Origin of the sequence: Streptomyces sp. NPDC006602, assembly GCF_042870385.1 — a bacterium.
Lineage (GTDB): Bacteria > Actinomycetota > Actinomycetes > Streptomycetales > Streptomycetaceae > Streptomyces.
In genome coordinates this window covers 28,808-44,654 of sequence record NZ_JBIAHG010000039.1, presented here as the reverse complement: position 1 = coordinate 44,654, position 15,847 = coordinate 28,808, and the positions used below count along the sequence as shown (strand labels likewise).

Below are 15,847 nucleotides of genomic sequence, written 5' to 3'. Positions count from 1 at the left end.
GGGGGGCCATTCGCCTTTTTGGCCGCCCGCGTTTGGGTCTGGTTCTGGGGGGCGGCCCGCTGGGGGGCGCGCCCGCCGGCCCGCCCCCCCCCCCCCCCCCCGCCCGCATCGCCACGCTCGGGGCTTCGCAGGTCGCCGCTCACAGCACGCTCCGCCGTGACAGGGATCTGCCGTCGCCGCGACGTGCTCAACGCCGCGGCGACCTGCGGGAGTCGTGCCGGTCTCCGGGGCGTTGTTCCGGCCCTGGTGAGGCTGCGGGTCAGGCGGGTGTGATGTTCTCCGCCTGCGGGCCCTTCTGGCCCTGGGTGATGTCGAAGGTGACCGCCTGTCCTTCCAGCAGTTCGCGGAAGCCGGAGGCGTTGATGTTGGAGTAGTGCGCGAAGACGTCCGGTCCGCCGCCGTCCTGGGCGATGAAGCCGAAGCCCTTTTCGGCGTTGAACCACTTCACGGTTCCGCTGGCCATGCTGGTGCCTCTCAGTCGATGTCAGGAGCCGCACCGCGCGGTCCTGGAGGTGATCGCCCTGGTCCGGCACTGCACAGCAAAGCGCCCGCGCCAAAGCGCGGGCAGATCCTGCGAACCACGACAGCTGACGACGACGCTACACGGCAAAACCGGCCCTCACCAGTGAACAACAACCACGAGTCGCACCGCACTTCGGGAAGTTTCGGCCTGGATCGAGTCCGCATTGCCCGAAGGCGAAAGGGCAGACCCTCCATCACGCACCCGCGCCCCGGATGCACCGCTGCACCTGCGCAGTCTGGATCGGGCACACACCGACGGCGGCGGCACACGGCTGGAGTGAATCCGGCGCGTTCGCCTCCCGACACCGGCACTCGCTCACGGTCACGGTCACGGTCACGGTTACGGTCACCAGAAGTCACTCATGCTCATTGAGGCTTTGCAGCATGGCCACGGATCAAGTGACGGTTTCGATGCCCGCAACGCAGGGTCACGATGCTCATCGTCACCCCCGCGAGGGTGACCACCGCTGCAAAGTCCCGCCGCACCAGCGTGCGCTCGTCCGCCTGGTGTACCTGCGCAGACACGACACCCTTGCGCAGATCGCCGCCGACTTCGGCATCTCGGTGGGCACCGCACACGCCTAGACCATCGCTGTCATCGACCTGCTCGCCGACCGTGCCCCCGGCCTGCTGCGAGCCCTGCTGGCAGCCGATCCACCTGCGGAGGATCGGGAAGACCCGTCTGACCGGCTGCTGGGCGCCGCTTCCGCCCGCTCGTGGTCGAACTCCTCGGCCTGCTCGCGCAGCGCCTCGGCGGTCGGCCGCCGGGTCCGAAGGCCGGGTCGGCGTCGGCAGGCCCGAGACGTGCGGTCGGCTGAGCGCATGCGGCGCGAGCCCACACGGCGGGACCCTGTGTGAAGGTCAGGCCATGATTGCCGCAGCGGGGTGTCCGTCGGGGAGAATGCTGAACGATGATGTCGACGCCTTCCGGACCGGCACGGGCCGGGTATGCGCCCTTCGCCCACCTCACCGTGCCCAACGCCGCCCTGTACCGCCGGGTGATGGGCGCGTTCCTGGCCGCCAAGGAGCGCTTCGCGGTCCATCTGCGGCCCGAGGACGTGTTCGGGGTGCTGCCGCCGGAGCACCGGCCCGCCGACGTGGACGCGGTGGTCAAGGCGCTGGACAGCCTTGTCGAGTGGGGCAATCTGCGGGCGGATCCGGACACCTCCCGGGTCACCGCGGTCGAGGACTTCTACCGCAAGCGCTTCATCTACCAGCTCACCCAGGCCGGCGAGGCCGCCGAGCTGGCGCTGTCGGCGTATGACGAGGCGCTGGGGCGACGCGGTGCGCTGCAGGCGGTGGCCCTGCATGACATCGTCACCCAGCTGCGGGCCCTGTTGGTGATCGCCGCCGAGCAGGAGGAGGGCGAGCCGGACGCGGCCAAGGCGCATCTGGCGCTGTCCGCTCTCACAAGCCGGTTCGAGGCGCTGGCGGAGAACGCGCGGGCGTTCATGGGCTCCCTGCAACGCACCATCGACCTGCACGATGTGGAGGTCGAGGTTTTCCTCGCCTACAAGGACCGCCTGATCCAGTACCTGGAGCGGTTCATCCAGGACCTGATCACCCTGGGCGGGCGGATCGCCCTGCTCATCGGCGAGTTGGAGGAGCAGGGCCGGGTCGGTGGGCTGTTGCGGCTGGCGGCGGCCCGGGAGGCGGCCGACGCTGCCCCGGACGAGGCCGAGAGCGCCGAGGCGCGGGCGTACGAGCGGTGGGTGGGCAGGTGGTCGGGGCGGCGGCCTGGTTCGTGTCGGCGGACGGCCGCGAGTCGCAGGCCCGCCTGCTGCGTGGGCGAGCTCTTGGGGCGATCCCGCAACTGCTGGCAGTTGTGCGCCAGTTGAACGAGCGGCGAGCCGGGCGCTCGGACCGCTCGGCGGACTTTCGGACCCTTGCCCGGTGGTTCGCCGAGGCCCCCGACGACGCGGCGCGGCACCGGCTGTGGCGCGCCGCGTTCGGGCTGTATCCGGCACGTCACCTCACCGTCGACGCCGACACCCTCGACCGGCGCGCCGCCCACCCGGTGGCCGCCGCCACCCCGTGGGCCGAGTCCGAGCCGCTGCGCATCAGCCCGCAACTGCGCCGCACCGGCAGCTACGAACGGCGCGGCAAGACCCGCCGCGTACAGGACCGGTCCGAGCAGCGCAGGCGCCTGGCCGAGATCGCCGCCAAGCAGGCGGAGGAGATCGCGGCCGCCCGCGCCCGCCTCGCCACGGACGGCACCACGCGGCTGTCCGCGCTCGGCGAGCTCGACCCGCTCGCCTTCGGCCTCTTCCTTCAGCTGCTCGGCGACGCCCTGGCCACCTGGCGGCCCGGCATGACGGCCACCGTCGCGACCAGCAACGACGGCACGATGGAGATCCGGCTCACCGCCCTGGCGGACGGGACGACGGCCGAGGTCCGCACCCCGGGCGGCACCTTCCGCGGACCCGACCACCTGGTCGAGATCACCGATCTCACCCGGACCGGTCAGGTGCGCGCCGACGACAATGCGACGGGAGGGGAGCGATGACCACGCCTCTGGGCGAGGTGCTGGACAGCCGGCGCGCCGCCGAGTTCCACAAGGCCGCCCGCGCGCTGCTGAAGGAGCCGCTGCTGCTCGCGCACGGCCCGTACGCCGAGGAGTTCCGGCTGGTGCGCCAGCACGCCGGCGACCTGCGTGACTGGTTCGACCGCAACACCGGCTGGCCTCTGCGGGTGGACGCGGAGGCGGCGCGGCTGGGCAGGACACCCGGCACCCTGGCCGACCCCACCCATCCGGCCCGCGAGGCATCCCGCGCTCGCGCGCCCTTCACCCGCCGCCGCTATGTGCTGCTGTGCCTGGCGCTGGCCGCGCTGGAGCGGGGCGAGGCGCAGATCGCGCTGGGCCGGCTCGCCGAGCAGGTGGTCCTGGATGCCGCCGATCCCCATCTGGCCGCTGCCGGAATCGAGTTCACGCTGGAGCGGCGCGAGGAGCGGCTGGATCTGGCGGCGGTGGTACGCCTGCTCATGCGGTACGGAGTGCTGCGGCGGGTGGCCGGGGACGAGGACGCCTACGTCAGTGGGGCAGGCGATGTGCTCTACGACGTCCAGCGCCGCGTCCTGGCCGGACTGCTCGCCGCCCGCCGCGGCCCGTCGATGATCACCGCCGACGGCTTCGAGGACCACCTGGCTGAGCTGGCCGCCGAGAGCGCCCTGGACAGCGACGAACTACGCTTCCGCGCCATCCGCCAGCGGCTGACCCGGCGCCTGCTGGACGACCCGGTGCTGTACTACGCGGAGCTGACCGACACAGAGCTCTCATACCTCACCCGCCAGCGCGCCTTCATCACCGCGCGGATCACCGAACTGACCGGCCTGGTCGCGGAGGTGCGGGCCGAGGGCATCGCCATGGTCGACCCCCTGGACGACCTGACCGACGTACGGATGCCCGAGCAAGGCACCCACGGGCACGTCACCTTGCTGCTCGCCGAGCACCTCGCGGCCGCGAACGGCCCGGTCAGCCGCGGTGAGCTGGAGCACAGGGTGCGGGAACTGGCCGCCGAGCATGGCGGCTTCTGGTCCAAGAGTGCCAAACAGCCGGGCTCGGAAGCGGAGTTGGTCGACCAGGCCCTGGCCAAGCTGACCGCGCTCGGCCTGGTCACCGCCGCACCCGGCGGCGTCGCCCCGCTGCCGGCGTTGGCCCGGTTCGCGGTCGGCGAGACGGTCGTAAGGGAACCGGGAGTCCCTGCCCCCCATACCGCTCAGCGAAAGGCGTGAGAAGAGCTGTGACCGCCCTGCCCACTCCCGCACCCGGCCGGTGGCGGCCGCTGCGTATCGGCCTGGTCGACCTTTTCTACTACGACACCGAGGAGTTCTGGTTCCGGGACGGACGGCTGCTGCTGCGCGGCAACAACGGCACCGGCAAGTCCAAGGTCCTCGCCCTCACCCTGCCCTTCCTCCTGGACGGCGACCTGTCCGCGCGGCGCGTGGAGCCCGACGCCGACCCGGGCAAGCGCATGGAGTGGAACCTGCTGCTGGGCGGGCAGCATCCGCACCCCGAGCGAGTCGGCTATACCTGGATCGAGTTCGGCCGCCACGACGAGGCCGCCGGACAGGACCGCTTCCTCACCCTGGCCTGCGGGCTGAAGGCGGTGGCCGGGCGGGGTATCGCCCGCCACTGGTACGCCGTCACCGACCAGCGGATCGGGCAGGAGCTCAGTCTGCTCGACACCACCGGCACCGCCCTGTCGCGAGACCGGCTCGCGGAAGCTCTCTCCGGGCACGGCATGGTGTACGACACCGCCACCGCGTATCGCAGGGGTGTCGACGAGGCGCTGTTCGGGCTGGGTGAGCGGCGGTACGCGGCCTTGGTGGACCTGCTCGTCCAGCTGCGCCAGCCGCAGCTGTCGAAGCGGCCCAACGAGGCCACCCTGTCGCGTGCGCTGACCGAGGCGCTGCCGCCCATGGACCAGGCGGTGATCGCCGACGTGGCCGAGGCGTTCCGGTCTCTGGACGAGGAGAAGGAGGAGCTGCGGGCGGCCACCGAGGCGGAGCGGGCCGCCTCTGCCTTCCTGGACCACTACCGCCGCTACGCCCGCGTCGCCACCCGCCGCCGCGCCCGGCTCCCCCGCCACGAACACGCCCGCTACGAACAGCTGAACCGCGACCTCGCGCAGGCCGAGAGCGAGCGGTCGCAGGCCGAGGAGGACCGGGAGCGGATCGCCGGACGGATCGCGGAGCTGGAGGAGAGTGCCGCACGGCTGACGGCGCAGGAAGCTGCGCTGCGCGAGGGCCCGGAGATGCGCAACGCCCGGGAGCTGGAGCAGGCGGCGGCCGACGCCCGCCGCACCGCCGGCGACCAGTCCCGCGCCGAGGCGGACCGGGAGCAGGCCGCCCAGGTCCACACCCGCGCCCTCGACCGCCTCGAGAGTGCCGACAGGCGGCTCGCGGCGGCCGGGCAGCAGGTCGCGGACACGCTCGCCCGCGAGCGGGAGGCGGCCTCCGCCGCTCGCCTCGACGGTGATCTGCGCACCGAAGGTGCGCCGGAGGCCGAACTGCGCCACGCCGCCGACGAGTCGGTGGCCCGCAGGCGGCGCACCCTCGACCACGTGGAGGAACTGGCGACACGCGCCGAGCAGGCCGCGGCCGAGCGGCGCGCCGCCGCCCGCCGCCTGGATGAGGCGCAGACCGAGGCCGGGCACACCGCCGAACGGCACGCGCAGGCGGAGGCCGTCGCGGCCGAGGCGGGCCGGGAACTGGTCGCCGCCGTACGCGAACACCTCGACTCCTGTGAGGAGTTGACGCCTCAGGATCCGGTGGGCCTGCTGGACGGACTGCAGGAGTGGGTCACGCACCTCCAAGGCCCGTCACCCGCGCGCGTGCATACCGCCGACGCCCATCGCGCCCGCGCCGCGCACCTGGCCGACCAGACGGCCGCTCTCGGCCAACGGCAGACCGAACTGCACGCCAGGCGCGCCGAGACCGAGCGGGAGCTGGCCGGCCTCGAGGCGGGCGGCCAGCACGGCCCCACGGCACCCCACACGCGTACTCCCGGCGTCCGCGACCAAGCCCCCGGGGCGCCGCTGTGGCGTCTGGTCGACTTCCAGGACCACGTCACCGCAGCTGAACGCGCGGGCCTGGAGGCGGCGCTGGAGGCGTCCGGTCTTCTGGATGCCTGGGTGCGCCCGGACGGTACCGCCGTGTCCACCGACGGGCACGACATTCTGCTGTCGCCGGGCGCCGCGCTCGCCGGGCCGGTGCTTGCCGATGTGCTGCGCCCGGCTGTGGACCACGGTGACGCGCGTGCCATGGCGGTGGGCGAGCAGACGGTGGCCCGCCTTCTGGCCGCCGTGGGTCTCGGCTCCGGCGGCGACACCTGGGTGGCGGCGGACGGCCGCTTCCGCGTCGGAGCGCTGACCGGCAGCTGGTCGAAGCAGGCCGCCGTGTACGTGGGCGAGGGCGCCCGCGAGGAGGCGCGCCGGGCCCGGATCGCTGTCCTGCACGGCGAACTCGAGGCCCTGGCACACCAGTCGGACCAGCTGCAGGCCGAGCGGGCCACGGTGGCCCGGCGCCGCCGCACCCTGGACGCCGAACTGACCGCCGTCCCCGACGACGCCGCCCTGCGCCACGCGCACGCGCTGGCCGCGGCCGCCGCGGACGCCGCCCACCGCGCCCGCGCCCGCCAGGACGAACGCTCCGCCGAACTGGCCGCGGCGGCCGGGCAGGAAGCCGAGGCCGCCACCGACCTCACCGACACGGCAACCGCCGTCAACCTGCCCGCCGACCGGCCGCAACTGGCCGCTGTCCGCCAGGCGCTGGCCGACTACACCGCCGTCCTGGCCGCCCTGTGGCCCGCCCTGCGCGAGCGCGTCGACGCCGGGCGCACGGTCGCCGACGAGCGCGCGGAAGCCGAGCGAGCCGGCACCCGGGTGGCCGAACTGGCTCTGCGGGCCGAAAACTCCTCCCGCCTCGCGGCCGCCGCGGACGAACGCCACAGCACCCTGCGCTCCACCGTCGGCGCCGCCGTCGCGGAGCTGGAACGGCGCCTGGCCGCCACCGCCGCGGCCTTGGCCGCGTGCGACCGCGACCAGCGCATCTCCCGCGAGGAGCACACCACCGCCGGTCGTCGCGTCGGCCATGCGGAGGGCCGCATCGAGCAGTTGGAGAAGGACGTACGCGAGGCCGCCGCCTCCCGCGCCGAGGCTATCGCCGCGCTCCAGCGGTTCGCGGCCACCGGCCTGCTGACCGTCGCCCTGCCCGAGACGGTCGTGCCCCCGCTGGACGGCGGACCGTGGGCGGCCACCCCGGCCGTCGCGCTCGCCCGCACCATCGAGGCGCAGCTGTCGGGCCTGTCCGGCACCGACGACTCCGACGGCGCATGGGAACGCGTACAAAAACGGCTCAGCGAGGAGTACAAGAAACTCCAGGACGCCCTCTCACGCGGCGGCCACAGCGCCACCGCCCGCATGGTCGAGGACGGCATGGTCGTCGACATCGTCTACCAGGGCCGCCGGCGGACCGTGCCCGACCTGGCCGCGGCCCTCGCCACCGAGGTGACCGAACTTGCGCGCATCCTGTCCGCGCACGAACGCGAGATCCTCGAAACCCACCTGCTCACCGAAGTCGCCGGCACCCTTCAGGAGCTGATCGCGGCCGCCGAGCGGCAGGTGCGGGCCATGAACGCCGAACTTCAGGAGCGGCCCACGTCCACCGGCATGAAACTGCGATTGATGTGGCGCCCCTCGCGCAAGGCGCCTGTCGGACTGGCCCAGGCACGCGAACGCCTGCGCCAGTCCGCGGACGCCTGGGCGCCCGCGGACCGGGCGGCGGTCGGCGAGTTCCTTCAGGCCGAGATCGCCCGCCGGCAGTCCGACGACGCGGCAGGAAGCTGGCTGGAGGTGCTCACCGCGGCGCTCGACTACCGCTCCTGGCATGAGTTCGGCATCGAGCGCCACCAGCACGGCACCTGGGTTCCTGCCACCGGCCCGGCCTCCGGCGGCGAACGGGTCCTGGCCGTGTCCGTGCCACTGTTCGCCGCCGCCTCCTCGCACTACGCCACGGCCACCCCCGACGCCCCGCGTCTGGTCACCCTGGACGAGGCGTTCGCGGGCGTGGACGACGACTCGCGGGCCAAGTGCCTGGGCCTGCTGCACGCCTTCGACCTGGACGTGGTGATGACCAGCGAACGCGAATGGGCCTGCTACCCCCAGGTTCCCGGCATCGCCATCGCCCAACTCTCCCGTGTCGACGAGATCGCCGCGGTCCTGGTGACCCGCTGGGAATGGGACGGGACCGAGCGCGTACGGGGCTGCGAACCGGACCACCACCTGGCGGTACTCCCCGCTCAGGTGGCGTCTTCGGCCACTGCGGCAGGCGCGGCGGCACCCGGGCCCGCGCCGGCCGACGGCAGCGACCCCGGCCAGGACGCGCTGTGGGCATGAGCACGCCCGGGCAGCCCTCCTCCCCCGGGGAACCCGGCGCGCGCGTCGATCGATACCGTCTCGGCCGCCTGCTCGGTGACCCCGACCTCGCCTGGCTGGTCGAGCGCGTCCGACGCCGCATGGAGCGGGACGAACCCCTCACCGGCCCCGTCACGCAGGCCGCCCCCACCACTGCCGAACGCGCCGCTGCCGAACGCCTGCTGGGCCGCAGCCCGGGGGCCGGACGCTCGCTGACCGTGCGCCTCGAAGCGGTGGACGCCGTGCTGCGCCGCTCGGGCGTCAGCCCCGAGGGCCTCGCCACGGCCGTGACCGCCCTCACCGGCCCGGTCACGCGGCTCGCCGACGTACGCGAACGGGAGGCGAACGCCTGGCAGGACGCCTACGCCCCACTGGCCACGCTGCGGCCTGAACTGTCCGAGTGGGCCGACCTGTTGCGCAAGGACGGCCTCGTACGCCGCCTCGCCCGCACCCCGCACGCGGCGAAGACCCTGCTGACCGACGCCGCGACGGCCCTACGGGCGCTGCCCGCCGACCCGGCCGTGTCCCTGCCCGCCTTCGCCAACAACACTCTGGGCGACGCGCACGCCCTCGACGACGCAACACCGCTCGCCACTGTTGTCCTGTCCGGCGTACGCGCCCTGACCGGCTTCCCGGACGGCAGCGGAACCGAATGGCGCCGCGAGGCCTGGGCCTCGGCCGGCCTGCTGAGGGACGCCCTGTCCTCCACCGTTCTCACCCTGGGTCTGCAGGGCACCGCTGCTCTGGACTGGATGACCGACACAGGCGAGCCGGCCGTCCTGACGCTACGCCAGCTCAGCCACAGCCCGCCGAGCACGGCACCTGCGGTCGTATACGTGTGCGAGAACCCGACCGTCCTGGCCACCGCGGCCGACATCCACGGCCCCACCTGCCCGTCTCTGGTCTGCCTCCAGGGCCAGCCCTCGGCCGCCGCCCTCACCCTGCTGCGCCACCTGCACACCCACGGTTCCACTCTCCGCTACCACGGCGACTTCGACTGGGGCGGCCTGCGCATCGCCGACGCCCTGCTGCGCCGCGTCCCCTGGCAGCCCTGGCGCTACACCGCCGCCGACTACCGCACCGCGGCCGCCGCCACGCCCCTGGCCCCACCCCTGACCGGCACACCGGCCAACGCCGCGTGGGATCCCGACCTGACCCCGGCCCTGACCGAACTCGGGGTGCGCATCGAGGAAGAGGCCGTCCTCGACACCCTCCTCACCGACCTTGCGCCCTGAGGCCGTCGCGCAGGTTGAACCTGGACGTCGCGCGGCAACGGCCCGGCCGTTCCGGTAGGTAACGCGCCCCTGAGCCAGGCGTCGATGCAACGCACTCGGTGGGGTGACGGGGCTGGATATTCCCTCCGGGTTGTTGCGGCGCACGAGCGCGGAGGCGGCCGCCGACGCGCGACCTGACCAACGGCGGCCCCGATCCCCCGACGGCACGCGCCGCTCCGGTGGCCCGCCGTCCCCTGCCACCTGCTGTTCTTCTGACCACGGAGCCCAGTTGTTGCGGGACATGACGTTGGTGACACAGGCCAATGCCGGAAAAACCAAGGTGCCTCGACGGGTATCAGTCGAGTACCGTGCGGGCCATGTCGAGTCCTGAGTCAGACAAGGTGGGGGCTTTCGGTCACGCCGTCAGCCCTCTGAACCACTGAGCTCGTAGCCCTGTCGTCCTGCCGCATTCTGCGGCCGGGCGAGTGTGCCCTTGGGGCTGGCCGCGGTGACGAGATGACCTCCTCGTGCTTCTCCTCACCTCGGAGCCACTCGATGCCTCTCCCGCTGTATCTGCTTGCCATGGCGGTCTTCGCCATGGGCACCTCGGAGTTCATGCTCGCCGGCCTCCTGCCGGACATCGCGTCAGATCTCGACGTCACAGTCGGGACAACAGGCGCACTCACCTCGGCCTTCGCGGTCGGCATGGTCGTCGGTGCTTCCCTTGTGGCCGCGCTTGCCCGCAACTGGCCCAGGCGCTCCAGCCTTCTCGGGTTCATCCTCGGTTTCGCGGCAGCTCACGCCGTGGGTGCCATCACCACCAGCTTCCCGGTCCTGTTCGCCACCCGGGTCGTCGCCGCGCTCGCGAACGCAGGGTTTCCTCACCATCGCTCTTACGGCTGCCGCCACGCTGGCCTCGCCCGACAAGAAGGGACGTGCGCTGGCCGTGCTGCTGTCAGGCACGACGGTGGCCACGATCGCCGGTGTCCCTGGTGGGTCGGTACTCGGCACGGTGCTCGGCTGGCGGGCCATATTCTGGGCTGTCGCCGTTCTCTGCCTGCCTGCCTGCGGCTCTCGGCATCCTGAAGGCAGTCCCGGCGGGACATGTGAAGGAGGAGGCGAGTGGCGGGCCAGCCTTGCGAGCAGAGCTCGCCCAGCTCACAAGGCCGCCATTGCTTCTGGTGATGCTTCTCGGCGCGCTGGTGAACGCGGCAACGTTCGGGAGCTTCACCTTTCTTGCCCCCGTCGTGACCGACACCGCAGGGCTGGGCGAATTGTGGATCTCTGTCGTTCTGGTGCTTTTCGGCGCCGGTTCCTTCGCCGGGGTCACCGTCGCCGGACGGTTGTCCGACCAGCGTCCCGGTCTGGTCATCGCAGTCGGCGACCCGCTGCTGCTCATCGGCTGGCCGGTCCTGGCGGTGCTGGCCATCGAGCCGGTCGCCCTGTTCGCTCTCGTGTTCGCGCAGGGCGCCGTGTCGTTCGCGCTGGGCAGCACCCTGATCACACGGGTCCTCTATGAGGCCGCAGAAGCCCCCACCATGGCCGGGTCGTATGCGACCGCGGCACTCAACGTCGGCGCCGCGGCCGGCCCCCTTGTCGCCGCAACCACCCTCAGCACCGCGGTGGGTAACCTCGGGCCGCTGTGGGCAAGCGGGCTCCTGGTTGCGATCACACTGCTCATCGCGTTCCTCTTCCACGCTGTGGTCGCGGCCGGCCGAGGCGCCGATGTGCTCCAGCGACCCATGCGAACGTCCCCCTGAACATCGAGGGACGCCTCAGCCGCCCGCCGGTAGAACTCCTCGGTGCCGAAGTTCTCCGCCTGCTGCCGTTTCCCACTCGTGAGCGTCTGCCCGAGTGGGGCGGGCAACTGAGAGGGGAGGTCCTCTCCCTCGCCGGGGGCGATCCGCCGTTCACCCCGCATACTGCATCACGAGACGGCGTCTCGCCCGTTGACCATGGCCCGAACGTCTCCTATGGTTGAGGCACTTCTCGAAAGGACGGGACCAGCATGAGGCCAATCGCTCAGATCGGCGTCTTGGTCGTGTCGTGCGCCGGCCGCCGGACCTACGACGAGCCGCTCAGCTACTTCCCGCCCCGGGAGGGACTGCGCCCCGGCACGGCTGTCGGCGAGCCTCAGACCCCCTTCTGAGTGCAGTTCGTCGCCGCGCGACGAACTCCCGCCACACCGAAACGTTCGCTGTCCGGCAACGTTCGTCGTCCGTCGTGGCTTCGCCGACGGGCTTTCCCAACACGCTTTCGAGGAGTGCATCATCGTGACCACCACTGTCGGCCTTCAGCCGATCTCCGGGCCGTCCGCCTGGCGCGGCGACGAGCTGTCGAAGTCCACCGAATGGATCTACATACTCAGCGACGCCGAGCGCGCCGAGTTGGAAGATCTGGGACGGCGCTTCGTCGCCGACGACCCCGACCTGCGCACGGTCACCGTCGCCGACTACCCGTTCGACGCCTGTCGCGCCCTCAACGACGAGTGCGCCCGCCAGATGGACGCCGGCCGTGGCTTCATCCTGGTGCGTGGCCTGCGCACCGAGGAATACGGCGACCCCGTGACCGCGGCCATCTTCTTCATCATGGGCCTGCACCTGGGCCAGCCGATCGGGCAGAACCAGAGGGGCGACCTGCTCGACCACGTGATCGCCACGTCGAACATGACGCTGTCCGACGAGGGCGCGCTGCCCTCTCGCGTGCGGGACCGGCTGCCGTTCCACTCCGACAGCTCCGACGTCGTCGCCCTCATGTGCCTGCGCGGCGCCAAGGAGGGCGGAGCCTCCAGCCTGGTCAGCGGCACCACGATCTACAACGAGATGCTGCGCCGCCGACCGGACCTCGCTGCGCGCCTCTTCGACACCTACCACTGGGACTGGCGGCGTCAGGACCCCGACTCCCCGGAACTCACGTACACCTCGCCGATCATCAGCAACGTCGACGGCGTCTTCAGCACCTACGCGGGCAACTCGATGATCTTCAGCGCCCAGGAGTACCCCGGTGTTCCCCAGCTGACACCCGACCAGGCCGCGGCCATCACCCTCTTCGACGAGATCTCGCAGGAGCCCGGCCTGCCGATCGACATGGATTTCCAGCCGGGGGACGTGCAATGGCTGCTCAACTACGCCGCACTGCACTCGCGCACCAGCTACATCGACCACCCGGAGCCGGAGCGCCGCAGGCACCTGCTGCGTCTGTGGCTCAAGCGCGACGTCGACCGACCGCTGGCCCCTAAGTTCGGCAAGCACGTCGTCGTGATGGGTGAGCCTGCTACACCCCTGGTAACCGGCGGGCGGTTCCGCATCGCCGACGCAGTCACTGTCAACGACGACTGGGGAGTTTGAATCCGTCCCTCCCTGAAGGGAAGGGGATTCCTGGCTCAGGCGGCCTCCTGGAGCAGCGCTCCAGGAGGTCTTCCGCCATCAGCACCAACCGGGTCGACCAGCACCATGCGCCGATCGACGGTGGTGGGGAACGGCTCCTGGTTCTCGGCGGGGAAAGCCCGCCCGGATTTGAGTATGGTCCAGGGCGCACGATTCATGGCGCACGAGTCATGGGCTCCACACCGTCGGCGACCGTGACCGATGCCTCAGTCGGCAAGTACGGGCCTCCCTGTCCGTCGTGCGCCCCGACAGCCTCGCCACCCATGTGGTGAAGGCCCTGCCGGACGCGCCCCGAACCCTGCCCGCGACGTGTATGTACTTGGCCAGGGCGCCGGCGAGGAGAACCGCAACGCGGCGCGTATGGCCGTGCTGTTGGCCGGCCTGCCGGTCACCATGGGATGCGGAATCGGTGTCGACGATGAACGCGTCATGGATTATGTGCGCGGGTTCCCTCGGGGATGAGCACCTTCGCCGCCGTCTTCGCGGTGATCTCCTCGACCGTGACGCCGGGGGCGGTCTCGACGAGGACCAGGCCGCGTGACGGTCTCCTTGCCCGCGTTGATCAGGTCAGGGTCGGCCTCGTCCTCGTAGGGGAAGCGGCCGGTGCCGAGGATGCCGTTCTCCGACTCCAGTACGACGTGGACACCCTCGGGCAGGTGGTTGGGGATCAGCGTCGGCAGCCCGATGCCGAGGTTGACGTACTCGCCGTCGCGCAGTTCGCGGGCCGCGCGGGCGGCCATCTCGTCCCGTGTCCAGGCCATCAGACCCGCACCTCCCTACGCGTCACCGTGAGGTTCTCGATCCTCTTGTCGGCGGCCTGCTCGGCGCTCAGGGCCACCACGCGCTGGACGAAGATGCCCGGCAGGTGAACCTGGTCGGGGTCGATCGCGCCCGGTTCGACCAGCTCCTCAACCTCGGCGATCGTGATGCGGCCCGCCATGGCGGCGAGGGGGTTGAAGTTGCGGGCGGACTTGTTGAACACGAGGTTGCCGTGCCGGTCACCCCTCGCCGCCCGCACCAGGGCGAAGTCGGTGGTGATGCCGTGCTCCAGGACGTGCTCGACGCCGTCGAACGCGCGGACCTCCTTGGCCGGTGAGGCGACGGCGACGCCGCCCCTGCCGTCGTACCGCCAGGGCAGCCCGCCGTCGGCGACCTGGGTGCCGACCCCGGCCGGGGTGTAGAAGGCCGGGATGCCGCAGCCCCCGGCCCGCAGCCGCTCGGCGAGCGTGCCCTGCGGGATCAGCTCAAGCTCTGTCTCACCGCCCAGGTACTGGCGGGCGAACTCCTTGTTGCCGCCGATGTAGCTGCCGGTGACCCGGGATATCCGGCCCGCCGCGAGGAGCACGGCGAGGCCGGATTCCATCGCCCCGCAGTTGTTGGAGACGACGTCGAGTCCTGTGACGCCGGTGTCGTACAGGGCCTGGATCAGGGCCCCCGGAATTCCGCTGAGGCCGAAGCCGCCGACAGCGAGGGACGCCCCGTCCGGGATGTCCCTCGCCGCCTCGGCCGCGGAGGCGACCACCTTTTCCATCCGCCTGCCCACTTTTCTGCAGGGCGCGTGCGCGCCCCACGCTGATTGTTCGCTGGTGAACTTCAGTTCACGTGGTTCTGAGGTGAACGCCGGGATCCGCGGGCTACGCCGGCAGCTCGGTCAGCAGCCGGCGGTAGATGCGCGCGTAAGCGGTCAGCTGCCCCAGCGACAGGGCGTCGCGGCGAGGATCGTCGGCGGCAGGCTTCGCCTGCGGGCCCAGGCGCACGGTGTCGACGCCCCGGGCACGCAGCACGACGCCGTCGGTCGAGCCCGTCCATCCGGTGATCGGCGGCGGCTGCGCACCGAACTCTTCGTGCCAGGCCGCCCGGGCGGCCGTCACCACCGGGGCGTCGGCCGGCGTCGCCGCGGCTGCCGCGACCGGCTCGGCCTCGACCTCGACCGCGCAGTCGCGCAGCACCGACTGAGCACACCGGGCCCGCAGTCGGTCGGCCAATTCGGCCGCCAGCACCTTCGGCTCCACCAGGTCACCGGTGACGACGTACAGATCGATCCCCAGTTGGGCCGGCAGCAGGTCCGGCTTGTCCGGCCACCCGCCGCTGATCGCGCCGATGCCGCACGCCCGGCCGGTCTGCCCCGCCCGCGGGTCGGCGGCCAGGTAGGCCGTGCGCCAGCGGGCGAGCTCGTCCAGGACGATGCCGGCCGAGGTGACGACTCCCCCGGGCGGCGTGGCCGACTCCGGCATCATCGCGGCGCCGGAGCGGCCGGTCACCCGGACGCTCAGGTAGAGCGCGCCCGGCTCGTGCCACAGCAGGGTGGGCGGGCCGCACTTGGCGACGATCGCCGAGCGGGGCAGCGGATACGCGTCGGCGTAAGCCTCCAGGCCGGTGGTCCTCCCGGAGCGGCGATGCGTCCCGGAGCCGGCGAGCAGCAGCCGTCCGGCGCCCGCCTCGGCGAACGCGACGAGCGCCGCCGCCGCCGGCCCGCGGGCAACCCCGAGACCGAAGCCGGCCACCACGTCGCCGTCCACACCGAGTGGAGCGACGGGTGCGGCGTTGCCGGTGACGAGCTGGTTGTAGGCGCCGCCGTCGTCCAGCGACGTGTCGAGGTGGGAGTACAGCAGCGGCCCGGCCCCGTGCGCGGCGATCAGACTGCCACCCTCGGGGCCGTGCTCCGCCACCTGCCACTCGACATGCGGCCACCGGTGCGCGCACCAGGCGCGCAGCCGGTGGGCCGCCGTCCGCTCCGCGCCGCGTGGAGCGGGCGTCGCGTCGAGCAGGTGCAGGACGTCGAGCAACTGCTGTCTCAAGGGCAGCTGCTGGC

Annotated in this window: 8 protein-coding genes and 5 pseudogenes; 9 read left to right on the top strand and 4 right to left on the bottom strand. The window is 72.1% G+C overall.

Features of this window, described 5'->3' with window-relative positions; all coding sequences use genetic code 11:
- Positions 1-259: 259 nt before the first annotated feature.
- Entirely contained in the window at positions 260-463 is a 204-nt protein-coding gene (locus ACFYO2_RS43090) for a cold-shock protein (protein WP_388361170.1), read from the bottom strand.
- 492 nt (positions 464-955) lie between these two features.
- Here ACFYO2_RS43090 and ACFYO2_RS43085 point away from each other — a divergent pair.
- From ACFYO2_RS43085 to ACFYO2_RS43045, 9 genes and pseudogenes are all read left to right on the top strand, one after another.
- A pseudogene (locus tag ACFYO2_RS43085) lies at positions 956-1,179 on the top strand (transposase family protein); the annotation flags it as partial.
- Between the two features lie 254 nt (positions 1,180-1,433).
- Positions 1,434-3,028: pseudogene (locus ACFYO2_RS43080) on the top strand (TIGR02677 family protein).
- Complete coding sequence (locus ACFYO2_RS43075; RefSeq protein ID WP_388361168.1) at positions 3,025-4,254, top strand: TIGR02678 family protein; 1,230 nt, start codon at positions 3,025-3,027, stop codon at positions 4,252-4,254. The pseudogene ACFYO2_RS43080 and the gene ACFYO2_RS43075 overlap by 4 nt, the downstream one beginning before the upstream one ends.
- Positions 4,255-4,262: 8 nt before the next feature.
- A complete protein-coding gene (locus tag ACFYO2_RS43070) occupies positions 4,263-8,417 on the top strand; it encodes a TIGR02680 family protein (RefSeq protein WP_388361166.1) in 4,155 nt (1,384 codons plus the stop codon).
- The gene (locus ACFYO2_RS43065) at positions 8,414-9,670 is read left to right on the top strand and encodes a TIGR02679 family protein (protein ID WP_388361163.1); all 1,257 of its coding nucleotides are present in this window, start codon (positions 8,414-8,416) and stop codon (positions 9,668-9,670) included. Before ACFYO2_RS43070 ends, ACFYO2_RS43065 begins: the two co-directional genes overlap by 4 nt.
- Before the next feature lie 534 nt (positions 9,671-10,204).
- Positions 10,205-11,409, top strand: a pseudogene (locus tag ACFYO2_RS43060) (Cmx/CmrA family chloramphenicol efflux MFS transporter).
- A 248-nt stretch (positions 11,410-11,657) separates the two neighbouring features.
- Complete coding sequence (locus tag ACFYO2_RS43055; protein ID WP_388361160.1) at positions 11,658-11,798, top strand: hypothetical protein; 141 nt, start codon at positions 11,658-11,660, stop codon at positions 11,796-11,798.
- 124 nt (positions 11,799-11,922) lie between these two features.
- Positions 11,923-12,996, top strand: a complete 1,074-nt coding sequence (locus tag ACFYO2_RS43050) for a TauD/TfdA family dioxygenase (RefSeq protein WP_388361157.1) — start codon at positions 11,923-11,925, stop codon at positions 12,994-12,996.
- Between the two features lie 209 nt (positions 12,997-13,205).
- Positions 13,206-13,431: pseudogene (locus ACFYO2_RS43045) on the top strand (hypothetical protein); the annotation flags it as partial.
- Between the two features lie 140 nt (positions 13,432-13,571).
- On the opposite strand, the pseudogene ACFYO2_RS43040 reads toward ACFYO2_RS43045, so the two are convergent.
- The 3 genes and pseudogenes from ACFYO2_RS43040 to ACFYO2_RS43030 all read right to left on the bottom strand — a co-directional run.
- Positions 13,572-13,796, bottom strand: a pseudogene (locus tag ACFYO2_RS43040) (CoA-transferase); the annotation flags it as partial.
- Positions 13,796-14,566: a CoA transferase subunit A gene (locus tag ACFYO2_RS43035; RefSeq protein WP_388361154.1), complete on the bottom strand. Its 771-nt coding sequence runs from the start codon at positions 14,564-14,566 to the stop codon at positions 13,796-13,798. The pseudogene ACFYO2_RS43040 and the gene ACFYO2_RS43035, both read right to left, overlap by 1 nt.
- Positions 14,567-14,669: 103 nt before the next feature.
- Entirely contained in the window at positions 14,670-15,833 is a 1,164-nt protein-coding gene (locus ACFYO2_RS43030) for a hypothetical protein (protein ID WP_388361151.1), read from the bottom strand.
- Between the last annotated feature and the right edge of the window lie 14 nt (positions 15,834-15,847).